The organism is Pararhodobacter aggregans (assembly GCF_003075525.1).
GTDB classification, from domain to species: domain Bacteria; phylum Pseudomonadota; class Alphaproteobacteria; order Rhodobacterales; family Rhodobacteraceae; genus Pararhodobacter; species Pararhodobacter aggregans.
This window is the reverse complement of record NZ_QDDR01000006.1, coordinates 198,539-219,009: the sequence shown is the minus strand read 5'-3', so window position 1 is coordinate 219,009 and position 20,471 is coordinate 198,539. Positions and strand designations below refer to the sequence as shown.

The window sequence follows — 20,471 nt, the reverse complement described above, 5'->3', positions numbered from 1 at the left end:
GTCCGATAGGACGCCTTCTTCGTTTTTGCAACGCTTTTGCAACGCATGGGCAGATTTCCCGTCCCCCGCGATGAGCGGACCGCATGAACCCGGCAACTTCCGTTGCGAACAATCGAACGAGACTGTAGCAATGGACAACAAAACGAAACAGGGAGGGCACGCGATGAACGCAGAACCCGGCGATCTCGATGTCAGCCAGTTGGCGGGGCAGATTGATCCTCGCAACAAACTGAACGATCTCACAGCCAGTGAATGGATCACCAGAACCGTATCCGTGATGGTTCAAAAAGGCCTTGGGAAAGGGTCTAAGGAAGCACAAATAGAGCGCCAGCACCCTGCACCGTTCTCCTATCAAGATGTGGCACGTTTCATCGAGTTCTTTACAAAGCGCGGAGAAACCGTTCTCGACCCGTTTAGCGGTGTCGGCTCAACATCGAAGGCCGCAGCCAGCGTCGGGCGAAACTCGACAGGCTTTGAACTGAACCCAACCTTTTTTGACCTCACAAAGAAGCGGCTTCAGACGGAAGTCTCTTCAGAGCTTTTGGCGGCGACTAGACATGATATCATGCTAGGAGATGCGCGGTCTTTGGCAAGAGAGATTCCTGAAAAGTCAGTGGATTTCATTGTCACTAGCCCGCCCTATTGGGGCATCCTTAACAAGATTGATCACAAAGCCAAGCAAGAGCGCCTGCAAAACGGACTTTCCCACAACTATGGGGAAACAGAAGCTGACTTGGCCCACATCGAGGACTACGACGATTTTCTGAGTGAGATAGGTCAACTCTTCTTTGACCTCTCTAGGGCGCTAAAACCAAAGAAGTATGCGGTTGTTATAGTCGGGGACTTTCGAAATAAGGACCGCTACTATTTGTTCCACTCTGACCTGTCGCGCAGGATTGAAGAGCTTGGGCCTTACACGCTGAAAGGCGTGACAATCATTTACCAGAAGTTTAAAAGGGTTTTCCCCTACGGTTATCCTTTTGCGTTTGTTCCCAACATCCACCATCAATACGCAATGATTCTTCAGCGACACGATGACTGAGAAAACCAATAGCCGTATCATTCATGGGGACGTGATCGAACTACTCAGGACGATACCGAGTAGGTCAGCAGACCTTGTCATTGCCGACCCGCCCTATGGGATCGACAAAGACTTTGGAAAGCCAGACAGTTGGAAGAGTATTGCTGAGTGGAAGGAGTGGTGCTGGTCCTGGCTTTCGGAGTGTAAGCGCATCCTCAAGGATGATGGCAGTATACTTCTATATGGGATTAGCCACTACATCTGCTATAATCAGGTCCAGCTCTACGATCTTGGCATGCAGTACCGGCGTCAAATAATCTGGCACTATGAAAACGGCTTTTGCGGGAACAGAAACATCAGGGCGACATATGAGCCGCTACTTTGGTTTTCCATGTCAGAGAAACATTTTTTCAAGGAAATCCGAGAGCCATACAAGAGTGCAGACCGCCTAAAATACAACGTTAACAAGAATGGCAAGGTTTGGAAACCGAACCCAGATGGCCGTCTAGCCGGCGACGTGTGGAACATTCCCACGTTAGCAGGAAGAAGGTTCAAAGACGAGAAGGTTGGGCATCCTACGCAAAAGCCGCTCGCAATTAGTGAGAGACTTGTAGAACACTTTTGCCCCCCGAATGGAAATGTATTGATCCCCTTTGCAGGTTCAGGGTCAGAATGCGTAGCAGCCTTCCGCGCTGGAAGAACGTTCACTGGCATCGAACTGAACGAACGCTACTGCGAAATCGCAGAGGGCAGGCTAAGGGCTGAAGGATGGGAAGAGACTGACTCAAAGGCCGTTCAGCAACTCGACTAATCCGCGCATGTTTCCAGCACCGTCATAAGCGATGAACTCTGCATCGGCGCCGAGCCAAACAGGGATAACACCGCTTTTGTTCAGGAACTGCAGCATGGCTTCGCTCGGCTTCTGAGAGAATACAATGCTGAGATTAACTGACTTGTCCCCGACTTCCGCTGGCAGATCAAAATGACGGTAGCCCATAACCTGACCAAGCGCCTTTTCACCTTGTCGGCGTTCGTCTGACGGGCTTCCGTCAAGCGTTTTTATTTCAAACAAGATGATCTTTCCCGCCTTCGTGGCAAGACAGTCAAATGGGTCCTCAAACAAATCAAACGCGTTGACTTCAAGTGCGCTTGCCAATGCCCTTACCACTGACTGGTGCTGCTTGGTCCGCCGCTTACGCAACTCGATTGCGCCTGAGAGGTCAAAAGTGTTGCTCGCACCGTCCCCGTTTGAAAAGTCTGGACTGGAAGCAATGCTTCCAGCCGACACTCTTTTTGTGACCTTTTTTCCCGAAGAAGGGGCCGATTTTTTCTTAGCTGAGTTTTTAGCGGTATCTATGCCATCCTCTGCGATCTCTACTGTCGCCAAGGGATAACTTTTTCCAGAGTCCCGATGAATATCCCCAACCTGATCGGCAATGCTTGGGAGAATTTTCACCGCGTTTCGAGCTTTTGACTCTCCGACTCCAAGCGCTGAGATCATATCGTAAAAATCGTGTCCGAGTAACGCTAAAATGCGCCTATATTCGTTCTCCGAATCGTCTTTACATTCAAAAGCGAGCATTAGCTTAAACGTATCAATTCCAGGATTATCTGCCACTAAGCGTAGCAGAATCCGATACGGATGGCTTTTATTACCATCGGCATCTTCCAGCAACAACGCCAGCATGGCGTCCCGCCAAAGTGCTTTGACCACGGCGGGTATCTTCGCTGATAGTAGCTCAACTCCGCGCGGAGTAACACCGAACGTGCCTGACGCGTCGTCAAATTCCAAGAATCCAGAAAGGACAAGAAAGCGCCGCATTTCGCGCGCAGCAGTTTCAGTTCCCCTGCTGGCCCTCGGCTTGAGAGCCTCGGCCTTCAGATTTGCTTCAAGGTCGTCTCCTGCGCGAAATGTGTAGACGCCGCTCCTCGCGAGTTCTGGCCCGAATACATCATCACGTCCAAAGTCTTTTCCAGACGAAATAGTAGCCTGAGCAGTCCTGAGTGCTTCTGTCAGGCGTTCGATGTCTGCAAACTGATGTGGAAAATTCTTCATTTCGTCAGCCGTGTTGAACTCGCTACACAACTGGTACTCCGATCAAGTCGATCAGGCAATCTGCCCCGCGTCAAACGCGCGGGGTTCAGGACTCCCATGAATGGGGGGCGGCCAACTGGCCGCCCACACAACTTCTTCAAACCCGGTTCATCCAGTTCCCGTCAACACGGTCAAACTCCATGCCGTAGAGCCTGACCGTTGCGCCTGCGGGCAGGGTGTCGCCCAAGCCCCGCAGGATTTCCCGCGCATCGTCCAGAGCCTTTTCGCGCATACGCTTGAAAACAGCCGTTCCGCGAAGCGAGTCGAACAGACAAGGTGCCGCATAGTCGTCGTCAATGAGGAAGCCACCGCTCGCCGACAAGCGGCAGCTGCGTCCTTCAAGGTGCTTTTCGAGGATCGGCTTGAGGTTGTCGTCCAGCAGCGATTCCAAGGTGAGGTAGTTCATGCCCCGTCCCTTTCGATTTCCGAAGGCAAATGCGCGCGCACTTTCCAAATGGGTTCATAGTCGCGTTCGACGCCAGCCCAAGTCAGTTCGACCTTGTGGTCGGAACCTGTGGTTGTGAACGTCACTTTGCTGAAACCACCCGCTTCTTCAACAGCGCGAAGAATACGAATGTCGTGCTCGTCAAGGATGCCAGAAAGGTTCATCACGCTATCTCCCGACCTTCGCAACCCTGCTGGCGGCGTTCTTCGTAGAGGCCAGCGCAGTAGCGATAGACAAAGCCGTCGCCGTACTCATGATGGTATCCGAGCAGCCAGCCTTCATCGACCCGGTGGTCGATGATCGACTTCACCCACTTCATTTCCATCTCGGCTTTAGTGTCCTCGGGCATCGTGCTGTTCCAGCAAGCCATGCAGCAACCTCCCTCGAACCGGAGGAACATCTCGCGCCGGTCTTCGGTCTGAATACGGATTTCGCGGAGGTCAAACTCACGGGCGAGTTCGGTCAGTTTCTTCTGAATGCTTGTATTCATGGCATAACTCCTTTTCATTCTGCCAATCTGTCACCACGTTCCGAACGACCGTGGCTTGCAGAAAAACTGCCATGACGAGGAGGTCGACGGATATGGGACAGGAGGGGCGCGAACCTGCCAACTTGCCGCCCGAGTGGCTCGACGAACTGGCCAAGTACGGAGCGGCAGAAAGGCCGTTGTCATTGGACGACATGACGGGCGGCGTTCCGCCGGAACGTTTTCGGCGGCACCTCGCTATGAGCGCGTGGAAGTACATCGCAGATCACGGGTCCGCCAAGGAACCGCTGCCCGACTGGATCATCGGCTACCTTAAAGGCGTCGCCAATCACATCGCATCGAACCTTGGCCCAAAGGGCGCGCTGAGCCGCGAGGACGCTTCATCGGCGCTTGGGATCGACGGCAAGGCATGGCCCGAGCACTCGCCTATCGTCGTCTATCTCGCGATGCAGGAGTGGATAGATGGAAAAGCGTGGCCAGATGTCACTGGGCCTGCGGCTGCGGCCAAACGCTACATCGAAGAACGCATGGTAGGCGACCGCGATGCGCTCGCGGAGACGGTGATCCGGCTCTATAAGAAGGGCAAGCAACTCTGGCTTGCCGAGGAGTGAAATTCCTTTTGGGTAGTCGGCACAACTTCCGCAATAGCGCGTCAGAGAAGGCGGTCGCGGCTTGTGCCCTACCCTGATAGGGCGCAACCGCAAGACGCGCCTGCTACCCCGCCTTCGCTGCGGCTCTGTCAATAATACCCGCTCAGGTGCGCAACTTCCATGCGCTGCGGCTTGAGATGCTGCGATGCGAACCCGCCCACAATCAGCGCAATCCCGAGATCACCATGGCCAGAGCCTGTGCGCCCCTGCGTGATGATCTGATTGCCAGCCGCCGTTGTCTGCGTCGTGAAGGAGGCGAGATCGGCCTCGATCTCGGCGCGCAGCGGGCAGTCGTGGGCAAACTTGATCTCGCCTGCGGCGAACATCACGGCAAGGGTCTCAACCATGGCCGTTTTGCCCGCGTTGACGTAGCGGCCTTTCTTCGACCACTCCTGCCCGCCCGTCATTTGGATGGCGAAGTGCGGCACGTTCTGCTCGTGCAGCATGTCCGACACGACGCGTCCGATGGACGTGCCGTCAATCACGAGGTTCGACTTGCCCCCGAAGGGAGGTGCGTTCTTGAGGCGGATCAGATGGTCCACCACGTCAACATAGCTGACCCCACGGAAGCGGTCAGCGAACACGACCGTCCGTTCGCGCGGGCCGACGATCACGCGCCCCGCGTCCACGGTGGGCAAGGCTTGATCCTTGATCACACAGACAGCAGAAAAGTCGTGCGCTTGCCCGAGGTCAGCGGCAACCCAATAGTTCTGAAAACCCGTCACGCGCGGGATAGCAGGGTCATGGTTGGTATCATTCAGGACGCGCCCATCGGGCATGAAAACGAGGTCTATAGGCGAGGACATATGGCGCTCTCCGTGCTTGTGGCTTGTTCGATGATTGAGAGGTCGAAGTAGCTTGCGCCATCGGCCAGCATTTCGACTTCGATTTCTTGGCGAAACTTCGTCGCAGAGAGCGTGCGGCGCATCCGCTCGACCTTTTCGGCCAGTCGCGGAATGGCCGTTCCCCTCACAACGATACGGTGAATACCATCATCGGGTTTTGCGTCGAGGAACAGCTTCGCAAAGTAGTTCTGCTTGCCTGCGGGCGTGCTGCTGAAAAAGACCTGCCCCTGCGTCGTCAACATCGGCAAAACACCCGAAATCAACGTCTCGCCTCGCGTTTCCTCGTCGTCGTCGCCCTTCAAGAACGCGCACTCGTCTATGATCAAAAGCGACACGGATGGAAAGCCGCGAATGGTGTCGGACGTGGAGGGCAGCGCGACGACCCGCGCGCCGTTCGACATTTCGAGTTCCGTCAGTGTTGACCGCGTGATCACAAGGTCCGTGCGGCGAAGCTGGCGACCGATCTCGCGGGCGATGATCTTCGCCTGACGTTCGGCGGGCGCAATGCAGATCGTTAAGGACTCGGGGACGTGCAGTTCCTCGACGGCACGCGCGGCGAGAACGGAAGTCTTTCCGGCTTGCCGGCTCACCCTACACGCAACCTCAGATGCCTTTGTCGAGAACATCTCGACTTGCCACGGGTCAGGTTCATGGCCGATCCAGTGCGCGAGGCGAGCGGCTGGATCGAGTTGCCGTTCGAGGTCTTCAAACCACGGCAGGAGCGCGTCAAAAGGCATCGCCACCCTCGCGCGTGATGGACAGCGCCTCGCGGCGCATCTTGCGCAGGAACGGCTCGCGGGCGGCTGGCACTTCCTCGCACACCTCCTGAATGATACGCTTCAACGTGCACCATTCGGGGCTTTCCGAGAGCTTGACTTCGACGGTGAGCGCCGTCGCCATTTTTCCGTGCATTGTGGCAATGTCGCGCAAAATGCGGCGCAGACCTTCGGCGGCTGAGAGCGAGAACCCGTCGTCGTCGTTTTCCTCAGCCTTCGTCAGCAGCTTTTCTACTCGCCGCGCCAAGGACTCGTAGGTGCGGGCAACGTCCATGCGGCCCTCATTGAGAACCGCCGTGTCGCCTTCGATCTTCGACAGCCGCACATCGGCCATGACAGCGCGCACCATTTCCTCCGTGATATGCTCCTTGCGGAAGCGCACGATGGAATCAGGGTGCATCCCGAGACGCTTCGCGACCTGCACCTTTGACATGCCGCCAGCCAGACCCTGCTCGCCCAAGATGATCTGCTTGATGATCGTCTGGCGTTCGGGGTGCATCAGGATCGTGTTCTTGCGCCCGCCCTTGCCCGTGGATTCAGACCGCTGCTGCATATCCACCTCGCAACACGTCGGTCAGGTAAAGGGTGGTTGCGACCGTCTCGAACACCGTTTCGCCGTCCTCGCCCGCGAGCAGGGTTTCGTCCGCGTCAAAGCCAAGGATCGCGCGGACGCCTGCTTTCAGGCACAGTTCGCGGTTCGTCGGTTTCGACGGATTGCCGTTCACGAGGATCATCAGGAAGTCAGGATCGACCCACACATCCGTCAGGGGGATGCCGCGCACCTTCGCGACAGAGGCATGAAGGGCTGCTGCGGCTTCAATTTGCATCGTCGCCCCCAGCGTTCGCTGCCTTCTCCATCAAAGAGAACTTGCGTGCCGCGTGCTCAGGAAGGTCTTCAAGGGTCCGAAAAGTGCGGATCGTGAAGCCCTCGCGCTCAGCCGCAAGGCGACGCTGCACGATGCCCGCCCCGGTCTGCATGTCGGCACGAATGAAACGGGTCTTCGTGAAGTCGTCGTCGAAGGTGAAGACCGTGGATTTCATGATGTCCGGCTGACCCGTGTTCCGCCGGGTCGGGTCTTCGGCGGTATCCGACACGCGGAGCGGCAAGCCCTCAGCCTCGGCTTTGGCCTTCGCCTCGCGGTATTTCACAGGGTCACGGGCTTCCTCGCGGGTCAGGAACACGCCGCGTTCCGTCCGGCCACCGCCAAGCACCAGATTGCCCGCGGCATCACGCTCGAAGCCAGCCAGTTTCAGGGCCTTTTCGCGCTGCTGGGTTTCAAGCTGGGCGAGGATCTTGTCCACGGAGGAAAGGGCCGTGTCCTTTTCGCGCAGCGCGTCCTTCTTCTCGTCGAGAATGTGGGTCTTGAGCGCGTCCAGATGTTTCTGCTGCGTCTGCACGGTCTCGGTCAGCACCGTGACCTGTTGCAGCAGCGCCTGAATGGCTGCGGTGGTGTCGTCGGGCATGTCCTATCTCCTATCCGATGCCAAAAAACGGGCGCGGAGGAACCACCGCGCCCGTCTGATTTTGGACAGATAGGAAACGGCGCTCCTGCGCACGTCATGACGATATGCAACCCAAGGTGGCATTTCGACCGAAGAAGAAGGTGATGCTGGCCCGGAAAAAGGTAGCGTCAGGCCGAAGGCGCGATGCCATACCAGAAGTCATCCTCGGGCGAGCGCGGGGGGCATTTCCAAGGCTTGTCCGCACGCCGGGTCTCCTTGACGCGCGAGGACTTTGGGGCGGGTGGCATCGGCTTGGCTTGAGGGGGCGGCGCAGGTTTCGGCAATGCCCTGACGATGCGCGGCAGGCGGGTCGGTTTGCTTGCAACGACAGGCGCAGGTTTGGCGAGCGATTTCAGTTTCGCCTCGTGCTTCGCCCGATGGGCCTCAATCAGCGCGTTCTGAGACTTCTGCGCACGCCAGAGGGCGCGGGATTTCTCAATTTGCTGGCCGCGCACATGGCCGAGATTGGGCAGATCACCACCCTCAAGGGTTTCGATGATTGCTGCGCGCACCTCGTCCGGGTCACGGTCGATTGCCTCGCAGACTTCGGCGCGCATATCGGCCCACGGGCCAATGCTGTCCGTGAAGAAGGCAATCGCGTCTTTGCGGATCAGATCGGCCCTCCCCGGTTCATCCCGCGTGCCACCGATGAGGTCGGAAACGGCGAGACGCATCACGGCGAGGTAGAGGGCCTGTTCCGGCGTCACCAAGGGCACCCCTCGGGCCGTTCCCAGATGTCGAGGTGACGAATGGTCGGCGCAAAGATGAACCGTTCGGCGTCCGCACGCTCGGCTTCGGTCGTCGTTTTCTGCCAGCGGCAGAACACGATCCGACTTGGTGAAGTCAGATCGGGTTCAGTGGACCAGACCGCGACAACATCAAGGCCGCGTTCGCGGAGCAGGTTGGCCGTGAGATCAAGGGAGCGCCAAGCCATCAGAAACGGCGACCTCCCGTCACGCGATAGGCACCGGGTGCCCCGTCGTCACGATCACCCGGCCACGAATGGCCGATGCGCAGGCCGTTCGAGGGGTTGGCTTCTTCGGCCACCTTGCGCTGGTAGCCGGTGGGTTGGCCATCCCAGAAGAAGGTGACGGCTGCACCGGCGCGGCGCACCTCCAAGAGCGTTGCGTCAGGCATCGTGCAAAGCCCCCGGCAGGATCAGGTTGGCTTGCGCACGTTCGGCTTCGGTCGGCGGGCGCTGCCACTGGATCAGGGGCGTGCCGTCGCGGTCGCCGATGCCTGCCACGTCGAGACCTTGGGCGCGCAGGGTGACGAGGCGGTCGTCGGGCTTGGGGGCTGGCTTGGGCTTCCTCATGCCAGCACCAGCGGGAAGGCGTGGGGATAGGGGATGACGAAACGCCCGGCGCTGGTCGTCACGTCGATGCCTTCGGCGGTGCGCACGAGGGAGGCCGGTCCGCAGGCCAGTTCCTTGGTCGCCGGGGAGGCGAGGATGGCACGCAGGCCGTCGCGCAGGGCGGCGGCGGTGATGGTCAAGGGAAAGAGGGTGTTGGACGAAACGCTCGTCGCCACGATGGCGCAGCGGTCGCCGTGGTCTTGGATGATGATGTGCATGGGGTCTCCTGTGTTGGTCGCGCCTTGGGGGCGAAGGACAACGACGGGCCTCCCCAAGGCGCGCTGTCTTCGCCAGCCGACCCGTGGACATGTCGTATCAACCGACCAACGGGAGGTGTTGCCCGGTTTCAGGTGGAGCGGCGGCACTACCTCAATTCGTCGCTTTCAGCCCGTGCCGCCAAGGCCATTCGCATCGGCCATGTTTAAACGCACCGCGTGGCTTGGGGCGTGAGGCGGGTTCATGTTGGTTGACCACGGCGACAGGGGCACAGCCATGCTTGCCGCCTAGCGGACGCGCTTTGTGGGGTTGCTGGCCGTGTCCTGTGGCACCAACCAACCGCGTATCGCAGCAGCGCGCAGGGTTTTGCGGGATCGCGCCAAATATGCACAGATGCGTAGACTCATTCGAGGTCTTTGTGCGCACATGCGCAGACGGTTTTGCGCCGGGCAGTTAGCCGTTGCAAAAGTCGTTGCAACGACCGCCAAAAACTTCTGTATTTTGCTTAGAGCGCAAGTGGTTGGCGGCGATAGCCTACTTGATCATTGATCAATTGGTGGAATTTGCCACCAATCTTATCGCTCCCGGCCAATACGAAGAAGGTGGAGAACTCGGGAGCAGATAGGCCCGCAGGATCGACCCGCAGGATGCGGCAAGCGCACACTGACCACAGATGCCACAACCATGCCACAGCAGAAAAACGCTGCAAAAACAATGCCTCGTGACCATCTGTGCCATCTGTGGTCACTTTTTCATACATCGCGCGAAGCGATCTGATCACCGGCACCACCCTGCTACACAGTATAAGCACGGCGAGAACTGACCACACATGCCACACATGGCAACAACCATTTGCTACCAAAGACATTTTTGCCTGTGCCATGCCTGTGCCATCTGTGGTCACCACCCAACGAAAACGGGCGATGTCCGAAAACTCCGCCCGCATCGCCATCACAGGCACCGCCAATCAGAACGCAGGCTGAGCCGTTTTCTCTTTGATCTCTTCGACGACCTCGGCATCAACCGTCCAGCGCGTCGTGCCCTGATATGAGGACTTCGACAGCGCCAGCCGCGCCGTGCGCCCGCCCTCGGTCTCAAACTCGAAGATGCGCCCCTGAAACCGCCTCAGCAAGTCGCCCATCGCCCGCGCCGGGTCTTTCCAGCCGAAGTCGATATTCACATGCTGCGCCGTCACGAGATCAAGCACCGTCGATGCCTTTACAGGCTTGGTCCAGTCAATGCCGGGTTCGCTCGGGTTGATCTTGCGCTTCTTGGCGCGGTGCATCGCAAGAACCAATTCGCGGATTTGCTCTTCCTCGGGGTCATCAGGCCTCCGATCCACCGGCGTAGCCAGAAACCCGCGCACGTTGATGCACTCGAACAGCCCTGACATTTTCGCGGCCCAAGCCTCGAAAGAAGCCTTCGATCCTTTGCCCTCAGGCATCCCGGCGTTGACCCAATACTGAATGAGCGTCAGCGCCGCGCGCACCTGGTCTGCGTGATGATCGACAACCCACCGCTTCAAGTCCTTGATGCGGAATTGCGCGATGTCGCGATCCTCGGGGTTTGCCATCTTGGCATCCATCCGAATGTCCACTGTGCGGCGGTAAAGCTCGCCTGACAACTCGGTGTTGTTGCCTGAGCCAACCCACTGCACCCGAACCGGCACCCGCAACATCTTCGACACGCCAAGGATACGCGCGGCGTAGATTTCCGCCGTGATCGCTGAGGCGAATTCCGGCGAGTTCAGCACGTTGGCGTTGTCGAAATAGATGCACCGCAGACCATCGGCAAAACAAGCGGTCAGGGTCTTCTTCATTTCTTCGCCAGAGCGCGGCGGCGTCTGCGCCTCCGGCCAAGTGCCAAGCGTGGGATACAGCGAGGTCTCGACAAACAGCGAAGCCCCCGTGCCAGCCGCAGGCTTGTTGATGAAGTAGAGCGGCGTCGGCCCGAACATGTCGCGCATGTAGGGTTCAAGGATCATGGCGAGGGCATGAACCCTGTCTGACTTGTCCTCGAACGGGAACTGTGAGATCGGCAGCCACAGGCGACGAAGCGCCGCCCGCACCTCGGCAGCAGTCGGCTTGCTCGGCACCTCCACCGAAACCTTGAGGTCAAGGAAAATGCCCGATGCCTCGTCGAAGCCATTTTCATTGAGCAAGCGCCCGTCGCTGGTGAATGTCGGCACGATGGACACCTGTTTCAGCGTTGGCACGGTCACGTCGCGGCGACGCGCGCACAGCATGTCCTCCACCACGCTTGCCGGAGCCGAAACGGGCTTCCACTTGTCGTTTTCCTTGACCAGCCATGTCGTGCAGCGGTTCAACTCGAATTTCAGGCCTGACGAGTCGAGAAGCTGCATCCGGCCATCATCGACGCGCGCCATTGCCTCGCCGTAAGAATAGACGCCGGGATCGCCTTCAACCTGATACTCGGCCAGCGCATCCCATGCCTGCTTTGACACCTCGGCCACCTGCGCCGACAAAAAGACGGCACTGCCCTGACCCTTGGGATTGCGCTTCTTCCATCCCAGCCAGACCGCAATCTCCTGCATCCATTTGATGGGGATTCCCATGAGTTCCGCAGCTTTCGGAATTCCCGCGACCTTCCGGCCAGCTTCAAGCCGTTTCAAGGTGCGCTGCGCCTTTTCAGAGCGCATTTGCACTTCTTCATCGCCAGCGGCGCGGCAGAGATAGGTCATGAAATTCTTGATCTGCTGCTCCGCCCAGCCAGCCCGAACCATGCAGCCCGTCAGCGCCAGCGCGAAGTCGTCGCGCATCCCATGACCGGGATAGAACCGCGTCAAGACGGCCAGCGCCGAATAGGCCCCCCAGGTCTGCACGATGGCGTCTGCCGCAACCTCTTGCGGCACCACCTCGTGAAACCATTCGAGGTCGTCGCCATCGGGGTGCGTGCTGCCGGGGATCATCGCCTGATAGGCCTCGCCTGCCGCCGAGGTGCGCAGTTCACAGACGGTATAGGCATGATCACCTTGCAGAAGCGGCGCGCCCGTCACTTTGGGCAACTTGAACGTGATCGGCTCACGCAATTCGGCGCGATAGACAAGATGCGTGACCTTGCCCTGCCGCCCCCATGCAAGCGTGTCGTACTTGCCATCCGTCGCAAAGGCCCGCAATTCCGGCCAGTCGAGATCAACATCGACCATGCCGGTTTCGATCACGAGGCCCACTTGCCGCCCGAGGCCATCGAGCGAATAGGCGTTCTCATTCCAATTGTTATCGCGCGGGCGCTTCTGCTTCTCTTTCAGCGGGACAAGCCGGTATCCCGCTTCGTTCAGGAGGGTATGAATCTGATCCATCATGTTTTCAGGATGGACCTGTCTTGCCGGTTCAATGCTGTGTCGATCTCGCCTATAAGCGAGTTATCCTAATTCGACCCGACGCACTGATCCGGGGGCAGGTCTCAAGCCTGCCCCCCTACTTCTTTGCGCTTCGCCCATTCCATGACGGAGTAGAGGTCATAGCGCACCGAGCGTTCCGAGAAATGGATTGCCGGAGGCGCGTCGCCTTTGCGTTTCCACTCGTAAAGCAACGCCTCGGAAATGCCGAGGAAGTCGCAAAGCTCGCGCGGGTTCATCATGCGGGGAAATTTGAGCCGGGCTTCCAACTCTTCAATGCGCCCTTCAAGGGCGCGCAGTTCGGGCGTGGACATATCAACGGTTCCTTGTCTGTCCAATCTGACAGTCGGAAACCCTCCGTTGATATTCGCTGGTGCGGGTCCTCACTCGGGTCCGCTTCCAGCGCGGCGCTGCCCGAGATATGCTGGTGCCCCCACTATGGGCGCGACGGTCTCACGACGTTGCGTTGGCACATCTAGAACGTAGTGCACTCAACTTTCAGGTTCAAGGCTCAAAGCAGGTACTACCTTGATCCGGTCGAAATAGACCTTCTCAATGTCCTCGACGGCGCGGCGATTGCCCATCCGTTTCAGGTATTTCATGAGCATGTCGCTGCCTGCCCCAGCCTTTTTGTCGCCGCGCAGGAAGTGAGCAACATAGTCGGGCAAGAACGCCTCGGCTGACGCCTGCATGAAGTGCCGCCGTCCATCGTGCGGCAGAAACACCCGCTCGCGCTCGCCCTCTACTTCGGCAAAGGTGCCCTGCGGGTCCGTGATGTAGCCGGTGGCAGAATTGGCCGGGAACACCCATTCGCTGCCGTTCTGCCGGATCGCCTTGAGCAAGTCGATCACCGTGTCCATCACCGGCAGCGTGCGCGCCAGCCTGTTCTTCATCTTGGTCAGGTGGATCGTCTTGTTCTGCAAGTCCACCTGATCCCACGACAGCGACCGCACGTTTTCGGACCGGATGCCGGTCAGGAACATGACGGCAAGCGCCGTGCCAACGATGATATTCTGCTCTCGCCGCGTCATGATCGCCGCCCAGATCGTTGACCAATCGTCAGCTTCAAGACCGTGCTTGCGGGCGACAATTGCCCATTGGGCCTCGGTCTCGCCGCTCTTGGCGACCCGCGTTTTCTTCTGCCCGACCGGGTTCGTCACAGGGGCAAAGTTGAAGGCATTGCCGATGCCGATGCGCACGGCCCGCGCCGTCGCCTTCTTGCCATCAGACATCAGGCGGTTGAGAACGGCTTGCACGTCAGCCGATGTTACATCGGCCACGTTGCGGTCCAGAATGTCGCCCGCGTGCATTTCAAGCTGACGGGTCATCCGGGCGCGGTGATCGTCCGACATGCCGCCCTGCGCCTGCGACGTGTCGCACCAGAAGGTCCACCCCTCTCGCACGGTCTGGATATTGCTACTCGCAACCTCTGCCTTGGTGTCGCCCTTCGCCATGGCCTCGGGTGCTGACAGCGCCGGGAAGTCACCAACCTTGATCGACTTGGTCGTGCCATCGACCCGACGCTTCACATACCAAGTGCTCTTGGTCTTGCCGACGTTGAGGTAGAGGCCCGCGAACTTCGTGTCGATGTGCCGATACATGCCGGGGGCGGCTTTGAGCAGGCGAGCGGGTTTGGTGAAGTCGACTGTCAGGGTCATCGGGGCGCTCCGTTTTGCAACATTTTGCAACGCCCTCATTCACTAACATGCACCACCATGGCGTGTAAACCGATTGATTGGCGTTGCAAAATCGGTTTAACCACTTGTTTTTAATGCTAACGTGTAGCAACCTGCACCAACCCGATAAATCACTAAACTTGACTGTTAATCAATTGGTCGTAGGTTCGATCCCTACCGCCGGAGCCAAATCTTCCTGATTGTTCAGCGATTTGCGAGCAAGCCCCCGCTGGGGGCTTTTCTCGTTTTCACTTCTGGGGAACAGCGGGGGAACAATTCTCCGCCCCCTCCCTCCCTTTCCCAACCCACTCCAATGCAAACGGACTTGTGGCTGATCGCCCGACATGCGTCCAATTGAGCGGAACGATGGTCAGCCCCAACGACATCCCCGCGGATGTCCGGGCCCGCAACCAGGCCATGGCGCTTCGCGAGGTGTCCGCCCGGCGTCTATCGCGGTGTCCAGCGCCGCGCCGCTGCGCGACGGGTCGCCAGATGCTCTTGACCCACAACGGCAAGAACAGGACTATCTGCTGCACCGACATCAGCAAGACGGTGACGGAATTGCTGCCCTTCGGCGGATGCATCCGGCGGGGGGCGGATTTTTGCCCCGCTACCGCCTTTCCCGCAACACCAAGGCAGAGCCGCGATGACCGATAGGCCGGACTTTCCCTATTACGCGGGCCGTCCCGTTCTTCTGTCGGGGCGGGCATGGCTGATCCTGATGGCGTCGCTTGCCTTGGGCTTCGCCGCGCTGACCCTGCTGCCCCTGCCGGACTTCCCGCTGAATCTGATCCCGGCGCTGGTGTTCCTTGGCCTTCCGCTGCTGGCGCTGCGACTGGTTTCCGGGGCGCATTGGACGGCCTTGTTCCGACCCGTCGGGTTGCGCCAGATCGGGCTGATGCTGCTGTTCGGCCTGCTGACCTTCGCCGGGTCCATGGCCATGGCGCTGATCCTGTCGCCTGTGATCTCCTTCAGCGAGAATCCGGTGTCCCTTTCCGTGGGCGCGATGACCGCGCCAGAGCTTGTGGCCCGGCTGCTCCCCACCATCCCGCAGCTGGTCGGCGAGGAACTGCTCGGGATCCTGCCCTTCCTTGCGGTGCTGTGGCTTTGGGTCACCGTTCTGGGGCTGTCCCGCCGCGCGGGCATCGCGCTTGCGCTGATCCTCTCGGCCCTGATCTTCGGGGCGGCGCACCTGCCGACCTATGACTGGCATTGGGGGCAGGCACTGATCGGAATCGGATCGGCCCGGATCATGCTGACGTTGGCCTATGTCGCCACGCGCAATCTGTGGGTTTCAGCCGGGGCGCATATCCTGAATGACTGGTCAGGCTTCCTGCTTGTCTTTGCCTTCGGCGATGCGCCGATCACCCCCGAAGGCTGATTGTCGGCACGACCCGGATCACCGCCATCCTGCCGCCTGACGATGCGACGGGCCCGTTGCCCGTCACACCCGGACCCGCGTCAGTCCCCGAACGTAACAGGCCCGCTGAGCAGAGACAGCATCATCGTGGCCAGGAAGCAGAGGGTGCCCAGCAGCATGGCCAGGGCGGTCTGCGCGATGGCACGCCGCCCGCTGATATTGCGGTGGATCATGAAGCCGCGCATGAGTGCCACCGCATACCAGACCAGCCCCAGCAGAAACAGGGCAAGCGCCGCAATGCCGGATCCGGCCCAGGGCACGCTGACCAGCATGAGCGACAGATCCAGCACCAGCACGAAGGGCACGGTGACATAGCATTGCGCATAGAACATGGGCCGCAAGGTCTGACGGCTGAGCACCTGACCCGACAGCCGGACATGCTGGATCCCCAGAAGCAGCGGGAACAGGCTGAAGGCCACGGCCCGCAGGATCAGCAGATTGCGCTGATCGGACAGCACCCCCTGGAACACGGCCTCGTTATGGAAGACCCCGCCTTGAATCATATGCGCCATGACCAGGGTCAGGAACAGAAAGATCGGCGGGCTCAGCGCCTCGGCGAATTGCACCTCGGGGGGGCGGGTCAATTCCTGCTCGGCATAGGCGATCATGGCGGCCGGGCGCCTGATGCAGCGCCACAGGGTCAGCGGATAGAACACCAGCCAGGACACCACCTCATAGAGGAGAAGTTCCGCCGAGCGGAGGAGGTTCATGAAATCCATAAGGCGCCTGGGATCCGTTTGGCCCGATGGTAGACCAGCCTTCGGTGTCCTGTCATGTCGCAGTTGCTGCCCGACCCGCCCGGGTCAGCAGCATTGCGCAACGGAATGCGGTGAGGCCGCGCAATGGCAGGCCTTACCGCATTCGCCCGGCCGAGCCAGGCGAAGGACTGGCGGCGCGTCTGGCCCATCAGGGTCCGGCTCGACAGGCCCTGCAAGGCGCGCCACCTCGCGCTGTTCAACATGGCCATCGACAGCAAGTTGTGCGGTCGCGATCCGGCTCCGCGAAGCCTTCGCCGCCGAGCGGAAAACGGAGCGGCCCTCGATCATCCAAAGAAGGACCGGCAGGCCGGTCCGGTTCGCGGTCACCGAAACCGCCCGGCTATTGCCGGGGCGCTGGATCGGCGACCCCGAGATCTTCGGTCTTGACTTCCTCTGGCCCGGCCGGGTCCATGGAAGCCCGCCCCTGTCCGCGCCACAGGATGCGCGGATCGTCCGGGGCTGGGTTATGTCCCTGGTCCTCAGACCGAGCGCCAAGGGGACCCATTCCCCGCGATGGATAGCGAACGCACAGATCTACAAGAAAACCGGGACCCTGCGCGCGGTCCGGCTGTTGCCGGGTCTCGCGAAAAGGGACAGCACGGCAGGCTGGCTCAGCGTCGACATCGAAGATGCATTGTCCCTGTCCGAGGGCATCGACCTGTGGTCCTCTCGATGATCGGCCCCTTTTTGCACCGGTCGGCCCATTGCCGCCGGTGGAGCACGCGCTCGTGTCGCGGTGCAGCCTCTCCGAAGCGGCCGGTCGTGGCATTGCGCAGCAAAATCTGGAGCGAATGTCGCTGATGCGGGGCGGAGCTACCGGTCACTCCCACTCGAACTTGACGTTCAAAACATCTGTGATCGAAACGCTTCCATCAGTTGCTCGTTTCGGTTCTTTGTCATTCATGATGAAGAACACAGTTTTTGCTCTACTCCAGTTGATGGTGCGCAAGCCAACGGGTACTTCCTCAAATGGGAACCGGGCTAGGACGTGGTCCAAACCAAACAGGTTTTCGTTTTCCGGCGTCTTTTCATAGACTTCAAAAGAGCCTGGACCGTTTGGTGAAGCCCCAAAATCAAGCTCGAACAGACCGACGGGTTCGTCATCTTCCTCTTCAAGTGGTCCAAAATACGGATCGATGTACGTAATGATCAAATCTCGGAAGCCCAGACGTTCAGAATAGCCTACCCAAATTTTTGTCATACCGCATCAGCTCCAATCAGCGTCTGAATCATCAATATCGTTGGGATTTCGAATGTGCAATATGGGCTCGAAGCGGTCATGCGGCGGCGCGGCGAGCCTTTCTTGAGACCCGCGCGGCCGAATCGACGCCCCCGGCCTTTTGTGGACATTCACCAAGCCGGCACCGCGACGGCGCAGCTTCTTCGAACCGGTCATCCGCAGGCCCGTACAGCGCTGGCCGCAAGTATTGGCAGCAATGCGCAGAGACTTGAAGTTGTGAGCGCAAGGTGTCGACACTTAAATAAGAGGGTTTAAACCAAACGTAGCACCGTAGGATTGGACAGAATACAGACTCCCCTCATAGCGTATCACGCTAAACGGGAACGCGGCAGGGCCTATGTCAATATTGCTGATCAGGCCGCCAACGCTGCTGTTCCCTAGAGATGGCCTATGAGACATTGTCTGAAATTATTAGATCCGAGTTTCAAATAAGAATCAGACACACAAGAAAAACAACGACACTAACAAAAGTGAACCACAAGTTCTCGGTATGGAACCTAACGCCAAGCGGATCCTGAAACGTCATCCATCTAATCAATGATTCCCTGAAGTTCGGCCTACTCAATCCGACTAAAAAGCACGCGAGATATAAAAGGAGGACAATCAATATATAAGAACTGCTTGCCATAGATCTATCCCTTCGCACCGAAGCGGGCACTATGAAGTCCTGACAATATCATCCTAAAGCAATCTCTTCTTGGGTATTTTGACGTCCCCACGCACCTGTCAACGGAATATCGGGCCCGGGTCCTACGTAGGTTGGACGTTATCGACCTGAGCGGGCGTTGCAAAGATTCGTCGCGTTTCAGGGGGGGCAGGTCGCGCTCCAAAGCGGCCATTCAGCCCTGCAGCAGCGAACGTCCGCTTCCCGCCCCAAGCCGCCCTGCGGCATTCGACTGCACGTCATCCGAAGGCCGCGCCGCGGTCGGCGCGGATTGTCGACGGCGTGCTCCGCAAGTGTATCGTCGCGGGCTTCGGCGTCCGATCGGCTGAGAAACATCAGAAGCACAGATCTCAGGGCCGTTTCTCGGCGCACAGGGGCGCCGCGAGAAGACACCCGACAGGCTCAGTGCAACACGACCCCACTCAACTTGTCGGGGTTGCGGGTGATGTAGATGCGGGTGATGCGGCCGTCCTCGATTTCCAGCGCGGTGGTCTGCAGGGATCCGGCGATGCGGCAGATGAAGCCGGGCAATCCGTCGATTGTCGTGGTGCCCAACAGCTCCATTTCGCTGCCGAATTTGCGGGACAATGCCGCGAACATGCGCGTGATGGCGGCCGCGCCCTCGATGACATTCAGCACAGACTGCACCTTGCCCCCGCCGTCGGCATGCAGCGTGGCGCCTTGCGCCAGCATCGCGCCGAGCCTCGTCGCGTCGCCGGTCCGGCAGGCCTCGAAGAAGGCACGGGCCAAGGCATCCCCGGTGTCGCGCGGTACCCGATAGCGCGGGCGGTCGATCTGCACATGCGCCCGGGCCCGTGCCGCGAGTTGCCGGGTGGCGGCCGGGGCCCGGTCGATGGTCTGCGCCACCTCGTCCAGGGGCTGGCCGAAGACATCGTGCAGGAGGAACGCCGCCCGCTCCAGCGGCGACAGCCGCTCCAGCGCCACCATCAGCGACAGGGTCAGGTTGTCGGGGCGCAGCGCGTCGTCGTCTTCCTCGATCAACGGCTCGGGCAGCCAGGTGCCCGGATAGGTCTCGCGCCGGGCGCGGGCCGATTTCATCTGGTCAAGGCAGAGCCGCGAAACAACACGGGTCAGCCAGGCAGCGGGTTCCGCGATCCGGTCACGTTCGCTCTTCTGCCAGCGCAGCCAAGCCTCCTGCACCATATCCTCGGCCTCGGCATGACTGCCCAGCATCCGGTAGGCGAGGCGCAGCAGCCGCGGCCGCTGCGCCTGAAAGAGGTCGACCGGATCAGGCCGCATGCGGGCGTTCAGCAGGCAGGTCCAGCCCATGCGCCACAGCAAAGGCGATCTGCGTGCGGTTCCACAGGTTGATGCCGCCGATGGCAAAGGTCAGGAAGGCCAGTTCATCCGCAGTGAAGACGGCCGAGACGTCGTCCCAATCCGCGTCGGTCGGATGAGCGGCGGCGACGGTGGTCAAGGCCTCGGTCCAGGCCAGCGCCGCCCGTTCGCGCACGGTGAAGAGCGAACTGTCGCGCCAGGCGGCCACCATATGCAGCCGCAGATGGCTTTCGCCATCCTTCAGCGCCTCGGCGACGTGCATCTGGATGCAGAAGGCGCAGCCGTTGATCTGGCTGGCCCGGAGCTTGATAAGGTGCAAAAGCGCATGGTCCAGCGGGCCCTTGCGCAGCTCGGTCTCAAAGGTGACCAGGCCGTTGAAGGCGCTGCCGATACGTTTGAAATGGTCGGTCATCCGGGGTGTCATCGGGTATCTCCTTGGTGATCTGACAACGAGATGACGACGCGGCCCAGGCCTTTGTGACATGGCAGGGGCAAAAATTCCGGGAGAGGCGGTTGCGGGAGAAAGTTGACGCCTTGAGACTGTGCCAACTTGGCCTGGTCGCGCGATCCGTCGCCGGAATCGCTCTGCCTCCACCGTCGTGCTGGCATGACGCGACGGACCGCGCCCCGCCCGCACCACCTGCCGCTCAGGGATCGCAGTCCA

The 20,471-nt window shown here is 59.6% G+C and carries 26 protein-coding genes and 1 tRNA gene; 5 read left to right on the top strand and 22 right to left on the bottom strand.

From position 1 onward, the window contains the following. Positions 1 to 70 precede the first annotated feature (70 nt). Positions 71 to 1,042, top strand: coding sequence for a DNA methyltransferase (locus tag DDE23_RS13125; protein WP_202863259.1), 972 nt, complete (start codon positions 71 to 73; stop codon positions 1,040 to 1,042). Further along, positions 1,035 to 1,832, top strand: coding sequence for a DNA-methyltransferase (locus DDE23_RS13120; protein ID WP_107752194.1), 798 nt, complete (start codon positions 1,035 to 1,037; stop codon positions 1,830 to 1,832). The genes DDE23_RS13125 and DDE23_RS13120 overlap by 8 nt, the downstream gene beginning before the upstream one ends. Here the strand turns inward: DDE23_RS13120 and DDE23_RS24910 are convergent. From DDE23_RS24910 to DDE23_RS13110, 4 genes are all read right to left on the bottom strand, one after another. Further along, entirely contained in the window at positions 1,806 to 3,107 is a 1,302-nt protein-coding gene (locus DDE23_RS24910; protein WP_133239568.1) for a hypothetical protein, read from the bottom strand. The genes DDE23_RS13120 and DDE23_RS24910 overlap by 27 nt on opposite strands. Before the next feature lie 106 nt (positions 3,108 to 3,213). Continuing rightward, positions 3,214 to 3,522 (bottom strand): hypothetical protein, encoded by a 309-nt coding sequence (locus DDE23_RS13115; protein ID WP_107752193.1) that lies wholly within the window; start codon positions 3,520 to 3,522, stop codon positions 3,214 to 3,216. Continuing rightward, positions 3,519 to 3,725 (bottom strand): hypothetical protein, encoded by a 207-nt coding sequence (locus tag DDE23_RS24905; protein WP_133239567.1) that lies wholly within the window; start codon positions 3,723 to 3,725, stop codon positions 3,519 to 3,521. The genes DDE23_RS13115 and DDE23_RS24905 overlap by 4 nt, the downstream gene beginning before the upstream one ends. Next, complete coding sequence (locus DDE23_RS13110; RefSeq protein ID WP_107752192.1) at positions 3,725 to 4,051, bottom strand: hypothetical protein; 327 nt, start codon at positions 4,049 to 4,051, stop codon at positions 3,725 to 3,727. The genes DDE23_RS24905 and DDE23_RS13110 overlap by 1 nt, the downstream gene beginning before the upstream one ends. A gap of 92 nt (positions 4,052 to 4,143) precedes the next feature. Between DDE23_RS13110 and DDE23_RS13105 the strand changes: the two genes are divergently transcribed. Next, positions 4,144 to 4,659, top strand: coding sequence for a hypothetical protein (locus DDE23_RS13105; protein ID WP_133239566.1), 516 nt, complete (start codon positions 4,144 to 4,146; stop codon positions 4,657 to 4,659). A 128-nt stretch (positions 4,660 to 4,787) separates the two neighbouring features. Here DDE23_RS13105 and DDE23_RS13100 read toward each other — a convergent pair whose 3' ends face one another. From DDE23_RS13100 to DDE23_RS13050, 14 genes are all read right to left on the bottom strand, one after another. Then, positions 4,788 to 5,504: a hypothetical protein gene (locus DDE23_RS13100; protein WP_107752190.1), complete on the bottom strand. Its 717-nt coding sequence runs from the start codon at positions 5,502 to 5,504 to the stop codon at positions 4,788 to 4,790. Beyond that, complete coding sequence (locus DDE23_RS13095) at positions 5,489 to 6,280, bottom strand: terminase large subunit domain-containing protein (protein ID WP_107752189.1); 792 nt, start codon at positions 6,278 to 6,280, stop codon at positions 5,489 to 5,491. Before DDE23_RS13095 ends, DDE23_RS13100 begins: the two co-directional genes overlap by 16 nt. Next, positions 6,270 to 6,872, bottom strand: coding sequence for a hypothetical protein (locus DDE23_RS13090; RefSeq protein WP_133239565.1), 603 nt, complete (start codon positions 6,870 to 6,872; stop codon positions 6,270 to 6,272). The genes DDE23_RS13095 and DDE23_RS13090 overlap by 11 nt, the downstream gene beginning before the upstream one ends. Further along, complete coding sequence (locus tag DDE23_RS13085) at positions 6,856 to 7,146, bottom strand: hypothetical protein (RefSeq protein ID WP_133239564.1); 291 nt, start codon at positions 7,144 to 7,146, stop codon at positions 6,856 to 6,858. The genes DDE23_RS13090 and DDE23_RS13085 overlap by 17 nt, the downstream gene beginning before the upstream one ends. Then, positions 7,136 to 7,783, bottom strand: coding sequence for a hypothetical protein (locus tag DDE23_RS13080; RefSeq protein WP_107752186.1), 648 nt, complete (start codon positions 7,781 to 7,783; stop codon positions 7,136 to 7,138). Before DDE23_RS13080 ends, DDE23_RS13085 begins: the two co-directional genes overlap by 11 nt. A 167-nt stretch (positions 7,784 to 7,950) precedes the next feature. Continuing rightward, positions 7,951 to 8,529, bottom strand: a complete 579-nt coding sequence (locus DDE23_RS13075; protein ID WP_133239563.1) for a hypothetical protein — start codon at positions 8,527 to 8,529, stop codon at positions 7,951 to 7,953. Next, positions 8,526 to 8,756, bottom strand: coding sequence for a hypothetical protein (locus DDE23_RS24900; protein ID WP_133239562.1), 231 nt, complete (start codon positions 8,754 to 8,756; stop codon positions 8,526 to 8,528). The genes DDE23_RS13075 and DDE23_RS24900 overlap by 4 nt, the downstream gene beginning before the upstream one ends. After that, positions 8,756 to 8,959, bottom strand: coding sequence for a hypothetical protein (locus DDE23_RS24895; protein ID WP_133239561.1), 204 nt, complete (start codon positions 8,957 to 8,959; stop codon positions 8,756 to 8,758). Before DDE23_RS24895 ends, DDE23_RS24900 begins: the two co-directional genes overlap by 1 nt. After that, on the bottom strand, positions 8,952 to 9,137 hold the full coding sequence (locus tag DDE23_RS13070) for a hypothetical protein (protein ID WP_107752184.1): 186 nt from the start codon (positions 9,135 to 9,137) through the stop codon (positions 8,952 to 8,954). Before DDE23_RS13070 ends, DDE23_RS24895 begins: the two co-directional genes overlap by 8 nt. Next, positions 9,134 to 9,394, bottom strand: a complete 261-nt coding sequence (locus DDE23_RS13065; RefSeq protein WP_107752183.1) for a hypothetical protein — start codon at positions 9,392 to 9,394, stop codon at positions 9,134 to 9,136. The genes DDE23_RS13070 and DDE23_RS13065 overlap by 4 nt, the downstream gene beginning before the upstream one ends. Positions 9,395 to 9,897: 503 nt before the next feature. Next, positions 9,898 to 10,344 carry a hypothetical protein gene (locus DDE23_RS24890; RefSeq protein WP_133239560.1) on the bottom strand — a complete coding sequence of 149 codons (447 nt, stop codon included), beginning with the start codon at positions 10,342 to 10,344 and terminating at the stop codon, positions 9,898 to 9,900. A gap of 15 nt (positions 10,345 to 10,359) precedes the next feature. Beyond that, positions 10,360 to 12,711 carry a bifunctional DNA primase/polymerase gene (locus tag DDE23_RS13060; RefSeq protein ID WP_157958022.1) on the bottom strand — a complete coding sequence of 784 codons (2,352 nt, stop codon included), beginning with the start codon at positions 12,709 to 12,711 and terminating at the stop codon, positions 10,360 to 10,362. Positions 12,712 to 12,815: 104 nt separating this feature from the next. Further along, entirely contained in the window at positions 12,816 to 13,064 is a 249-nt protein-coding gene (locus DDE23_RS13055) for a helix-turn-helix transcriptional regulator (protein WP_107752181.1), read from the bottom strand. Between the two features lie 177 nt (positions 13,065 to 13,241). After that, positions 13,242 to 14,408: a tyrosine-type recombinase/integrase gene (locus tag DDE23_RS13050; protein ID WP_157958021.1), complete on the bottom strand. Its 1,167-nt coding sequence runs from the start codon at positions 14,406 to 14,408 to the stop codon at positions 13,242 to 13,244. A 140-nt stretch (positions 14,409 to 14,548) separates the two neighbouring features. Here DDE23_RS13050 and DDE23_RS25080 point away from each other — a divergent pair. Together DDE23_RS25080 and DDE23_RS13045 are read left to right on the top strand one after the other, a co-directional pair. Continuing rightward, positions 14,549 to 14,615: transfer RNA gene (locus tag DDE23_RS25080), tRNA-Ser, on the top strand. Between the two features lie 457 nt (positions 14,616 to 15,072). Next, positions 15,073 to 15,807: a CPBP family intramembrane glutamic endopeptidase gene (locus DDE23_RS13045; protein ID WP_107752179.1), complete on the top strand. Its 735-nt coding sequence runs from the start codon at positions 15,073 to 15,075 to the stop codon at positions 15,805 to 15,807. An 80-nt stretch (positions 15,808 to 15,887) separates the two neighbouring features. Here the strand turns inward: DDE23_RS13045 and DDE23_RS13040 are convergent, their stop codons facing one another. From DDE23_RS13040 to DDE23_RS13025, 4 genes are all read right to left on the bottom strand, one after another. Further along, positions 15,888 to 16,556: an MFS transporter permease gene (locus DDE23_RS13040; protein ID WP_238149975.1), complete on the bottom strand. Its 669-nt coding sequence runs from the start codon at positions 16,554 to 16,556 to the stop codon at positions 15,888 to 15,890. 868 nt (positions 16,557 to 17,424) lie between these two features. Next, the gene (locus DDE23_RS24885; protein ID WP_133239559.1) at positions 17,425 to 17,805 is read right to left on the bottom strand and encodes a hypothetical protein; all 381 of its coding nucleotides are present in this window, start codon (positions 17,803 to 17,805) and stop codon (positions 17,425 to 17,427) included. Between the two features lie 1,105 nt (positions 17,806 to 18,910). Further along, complete coding sequence (locus DDE23_RS13030; RefSeq protein WP_107752275.1) at positions 18,911 to 19,768, bottom strand: sigma-70 family RNA polymerase sigma factor; 858 nt, start codon at positions 19,766 to 19,768, stop codon at positions 18,911 to 18,913. Beyond that, entirely contained in the window at positions 19,758 to 20,231 is a 474-nt protein-coding gene (locus tag DDE23_RS13025) for a carboxymuconolactone decarboxylase family protein (protein ID WP_107752177.1), read from the bottom strand. The genes DDE23_RS13030 and DDE23_RS13025 overlap by 11 nt, the downstream gene beginning before the upstream one ends. Positions 20,232 to 20,471 lie beyond the last annotated feature (240 nt).

What these genes read in the sequence shown, in the direction of transcription:
- DDE23_RS13125 (WP_202863259.1), top strand. Translation starts at nt 71, where the DNA reads ATGAGCGGACCGCATGAACCCGGCAACTTCCGTTGCGAACAATCGAAC.
- DDE23_RS13120 (WP_107752194.1), top strand. Translation starts at nt 1,035, where the DNA reads ATGACTGAGAAAACCAATAGCCGTATCATTCATGGGGACGTGATCGAA.
- DDE23_RS13115 (WP_107752193.1), bottom strand. Translation starts at nt 3,522, where the DNA reads ATGAACTACCTCACCTTGGAATCGCTGCTGGACGACAACCTCAAGCCG.
- DDE23_RS24905 (WP_133239567.1), bottom strand. Translation starts at nt 3,725, where the DNA reads ATGAACCTTTCTGGCATCCTTGACGAGCACGACATTCGTATTCTTCGC.
- DDE23_RS13110 (WP_107752192.1), bottom strand. Translation starts at nt 4,051, where the DNA reads ATGAATACAAGCATTCAGAAGAAACTGACCGAACTCGCCCGTGAGTTT.
- DDE23_RS13105 (WP_133239566.1), top strand. Translation starts at nt 4,144, where the DNA reads ATGGGACAGGAGGGGCGCGAACCTGCCAACTTGCCGCCCGAGTGGCTC.
- DDE23_RS13100 (WP_107752190.1), bottom strand. Translation starts at nt 5,504, where the DNA reads ATGTCCTCGCCTATAGACCTCGTTTTCATGCCCGATGGGCGCGTCCTG.
- DDE23_RS13095 (WP_107752189.1), bottom strand. Translation starts at nt 6,280, where the DNA reads ATGCCTTTTGACGCGCTCCTGCCGTGGTTTGAAGACCTCGAACGGCAA.
- DDE23_RS13090 (WP_133239565.1), bottom strand. Translation starts at nt 6,872, where the DNA reads ATGCAGCAGCGGTCTGAATCCACGGGCAAGGGCGGGCGCAAGAACACG.
- DDE23_RS13085 (WP_133239564.1), bottom strand. Translation starts at nt 7,146, where the DNA reads ATGCAAATTGAAGCCGCAGCAGCCCTTCATGCCTCTGTCGCGAAGGTG.
- DDE23_RS13080 (WP_107752186.1), bottom strand. Translation starts at nt 7,783, where the DNA reads ATGCCCGACGACACCACCGCAGCCATTCAGGCGCTGCTGCAACAGGTC.
- DDE23_RS24900 (WP_133239562.1), bottom strand. Translation starts at nt 8,756, where the DNA reads ATGGCTTGGCGCTCCCTTGATCTCACGGCCAACCTGCTCCGCGAACGC.
- DDE23_RS24895 (WP_133239561.1), bottom strand. Translation starts at nt 8,959, where the DNA reads ATGCCTGACGCAACGCTCTTGGAGGTGCGCCGCGCCGGTGCAGCCGTC.
- DDE23_RS13070 (WP_107752184.1), bottom strand. Translation starts at nt 9,137, where the DNA reads ATGAGGAAGCCCAAGCCAGCCCCCAAGCCCGACGACCGCCTCGTCACC.
- DDE23_RS13065 (WP_107752183.1), bottom strand. Translation starts at nt 9,394, where the DNA reads ATGCACATCATCATCCAAGACCACGGCGACCGCTGCGCCATCGTGGCG.
- DDE23_RS24890 (WP_133239560.1), bottom strand. Translation starts at nt 10,344, where the DNA reads ATGGCGATGCGGGCGGAGTTTTCGGACATCGCCCGTTTTCGTTGGGTG.
- DDE23_RS13060 (WP_157958022.1), bottom strand. Translation starts at nt 12,711, where the DNA reads ATGGATCAGATTCATACCCTCCTGAACGAAGCGGGATACCGGCTTGTC.
- DDE23_RS13055 (WP_107752181.1), bottom strand. Translation starts at nt 13,064, where the DNA reads ATGTCCACGCCCGAACTGCGCGCCCTTGAAGGGCGCATTGAAGAGTTG.
- DDE23_RS13050 (WP_157958021.1), bottom strand. Translation starts at nt 14,408, where the DNA reads ATGACCCTGACAGTCGACTTCACCAAACCCGCTCGCCTGCTCAAAGCC.
- DDE23_RS13045 (WP_107752179.1), top strand. Translation starts at nt 15,073, where the DNA reads ATGACCGATAGGCCGGACTTTCCCTATTACGCGGGCCGTCCCGTTCTT.
- DDE23_RS13040 (WP_238149975.1), bottom strand. Translation starts at nt 16,556, where the DNA reads ATGAACCTCCTCCGCTCGGCGGAACTTCTCCTCTATGAGGTGGTGTCC.
- DDE23_RS24885 (WP_133239559.1), bottom strand. Translation starts at nt 17,805, where the DNA reads ATGACAAAAATTTGGGTAGGCTATTCTGAACGTCTGGGCTTCCGAGAT.
- DDE23_RS13030 (WP_107752275.1), bottom strand. Translation starts at nt 19,768, where the DNA reads ATGCGGCCTGATCCGGTCGACCTCTTTCAGGCGCAGCGGCCGCGGCTG.
- DDE23_RS13025 (WP_107752177.1), bottom strand. Translation starts at nt 20,231, where the DNA reads ATGACACCCCGGATGACCGACCATTTCAAACGTATCGGCAGCGCCTTC.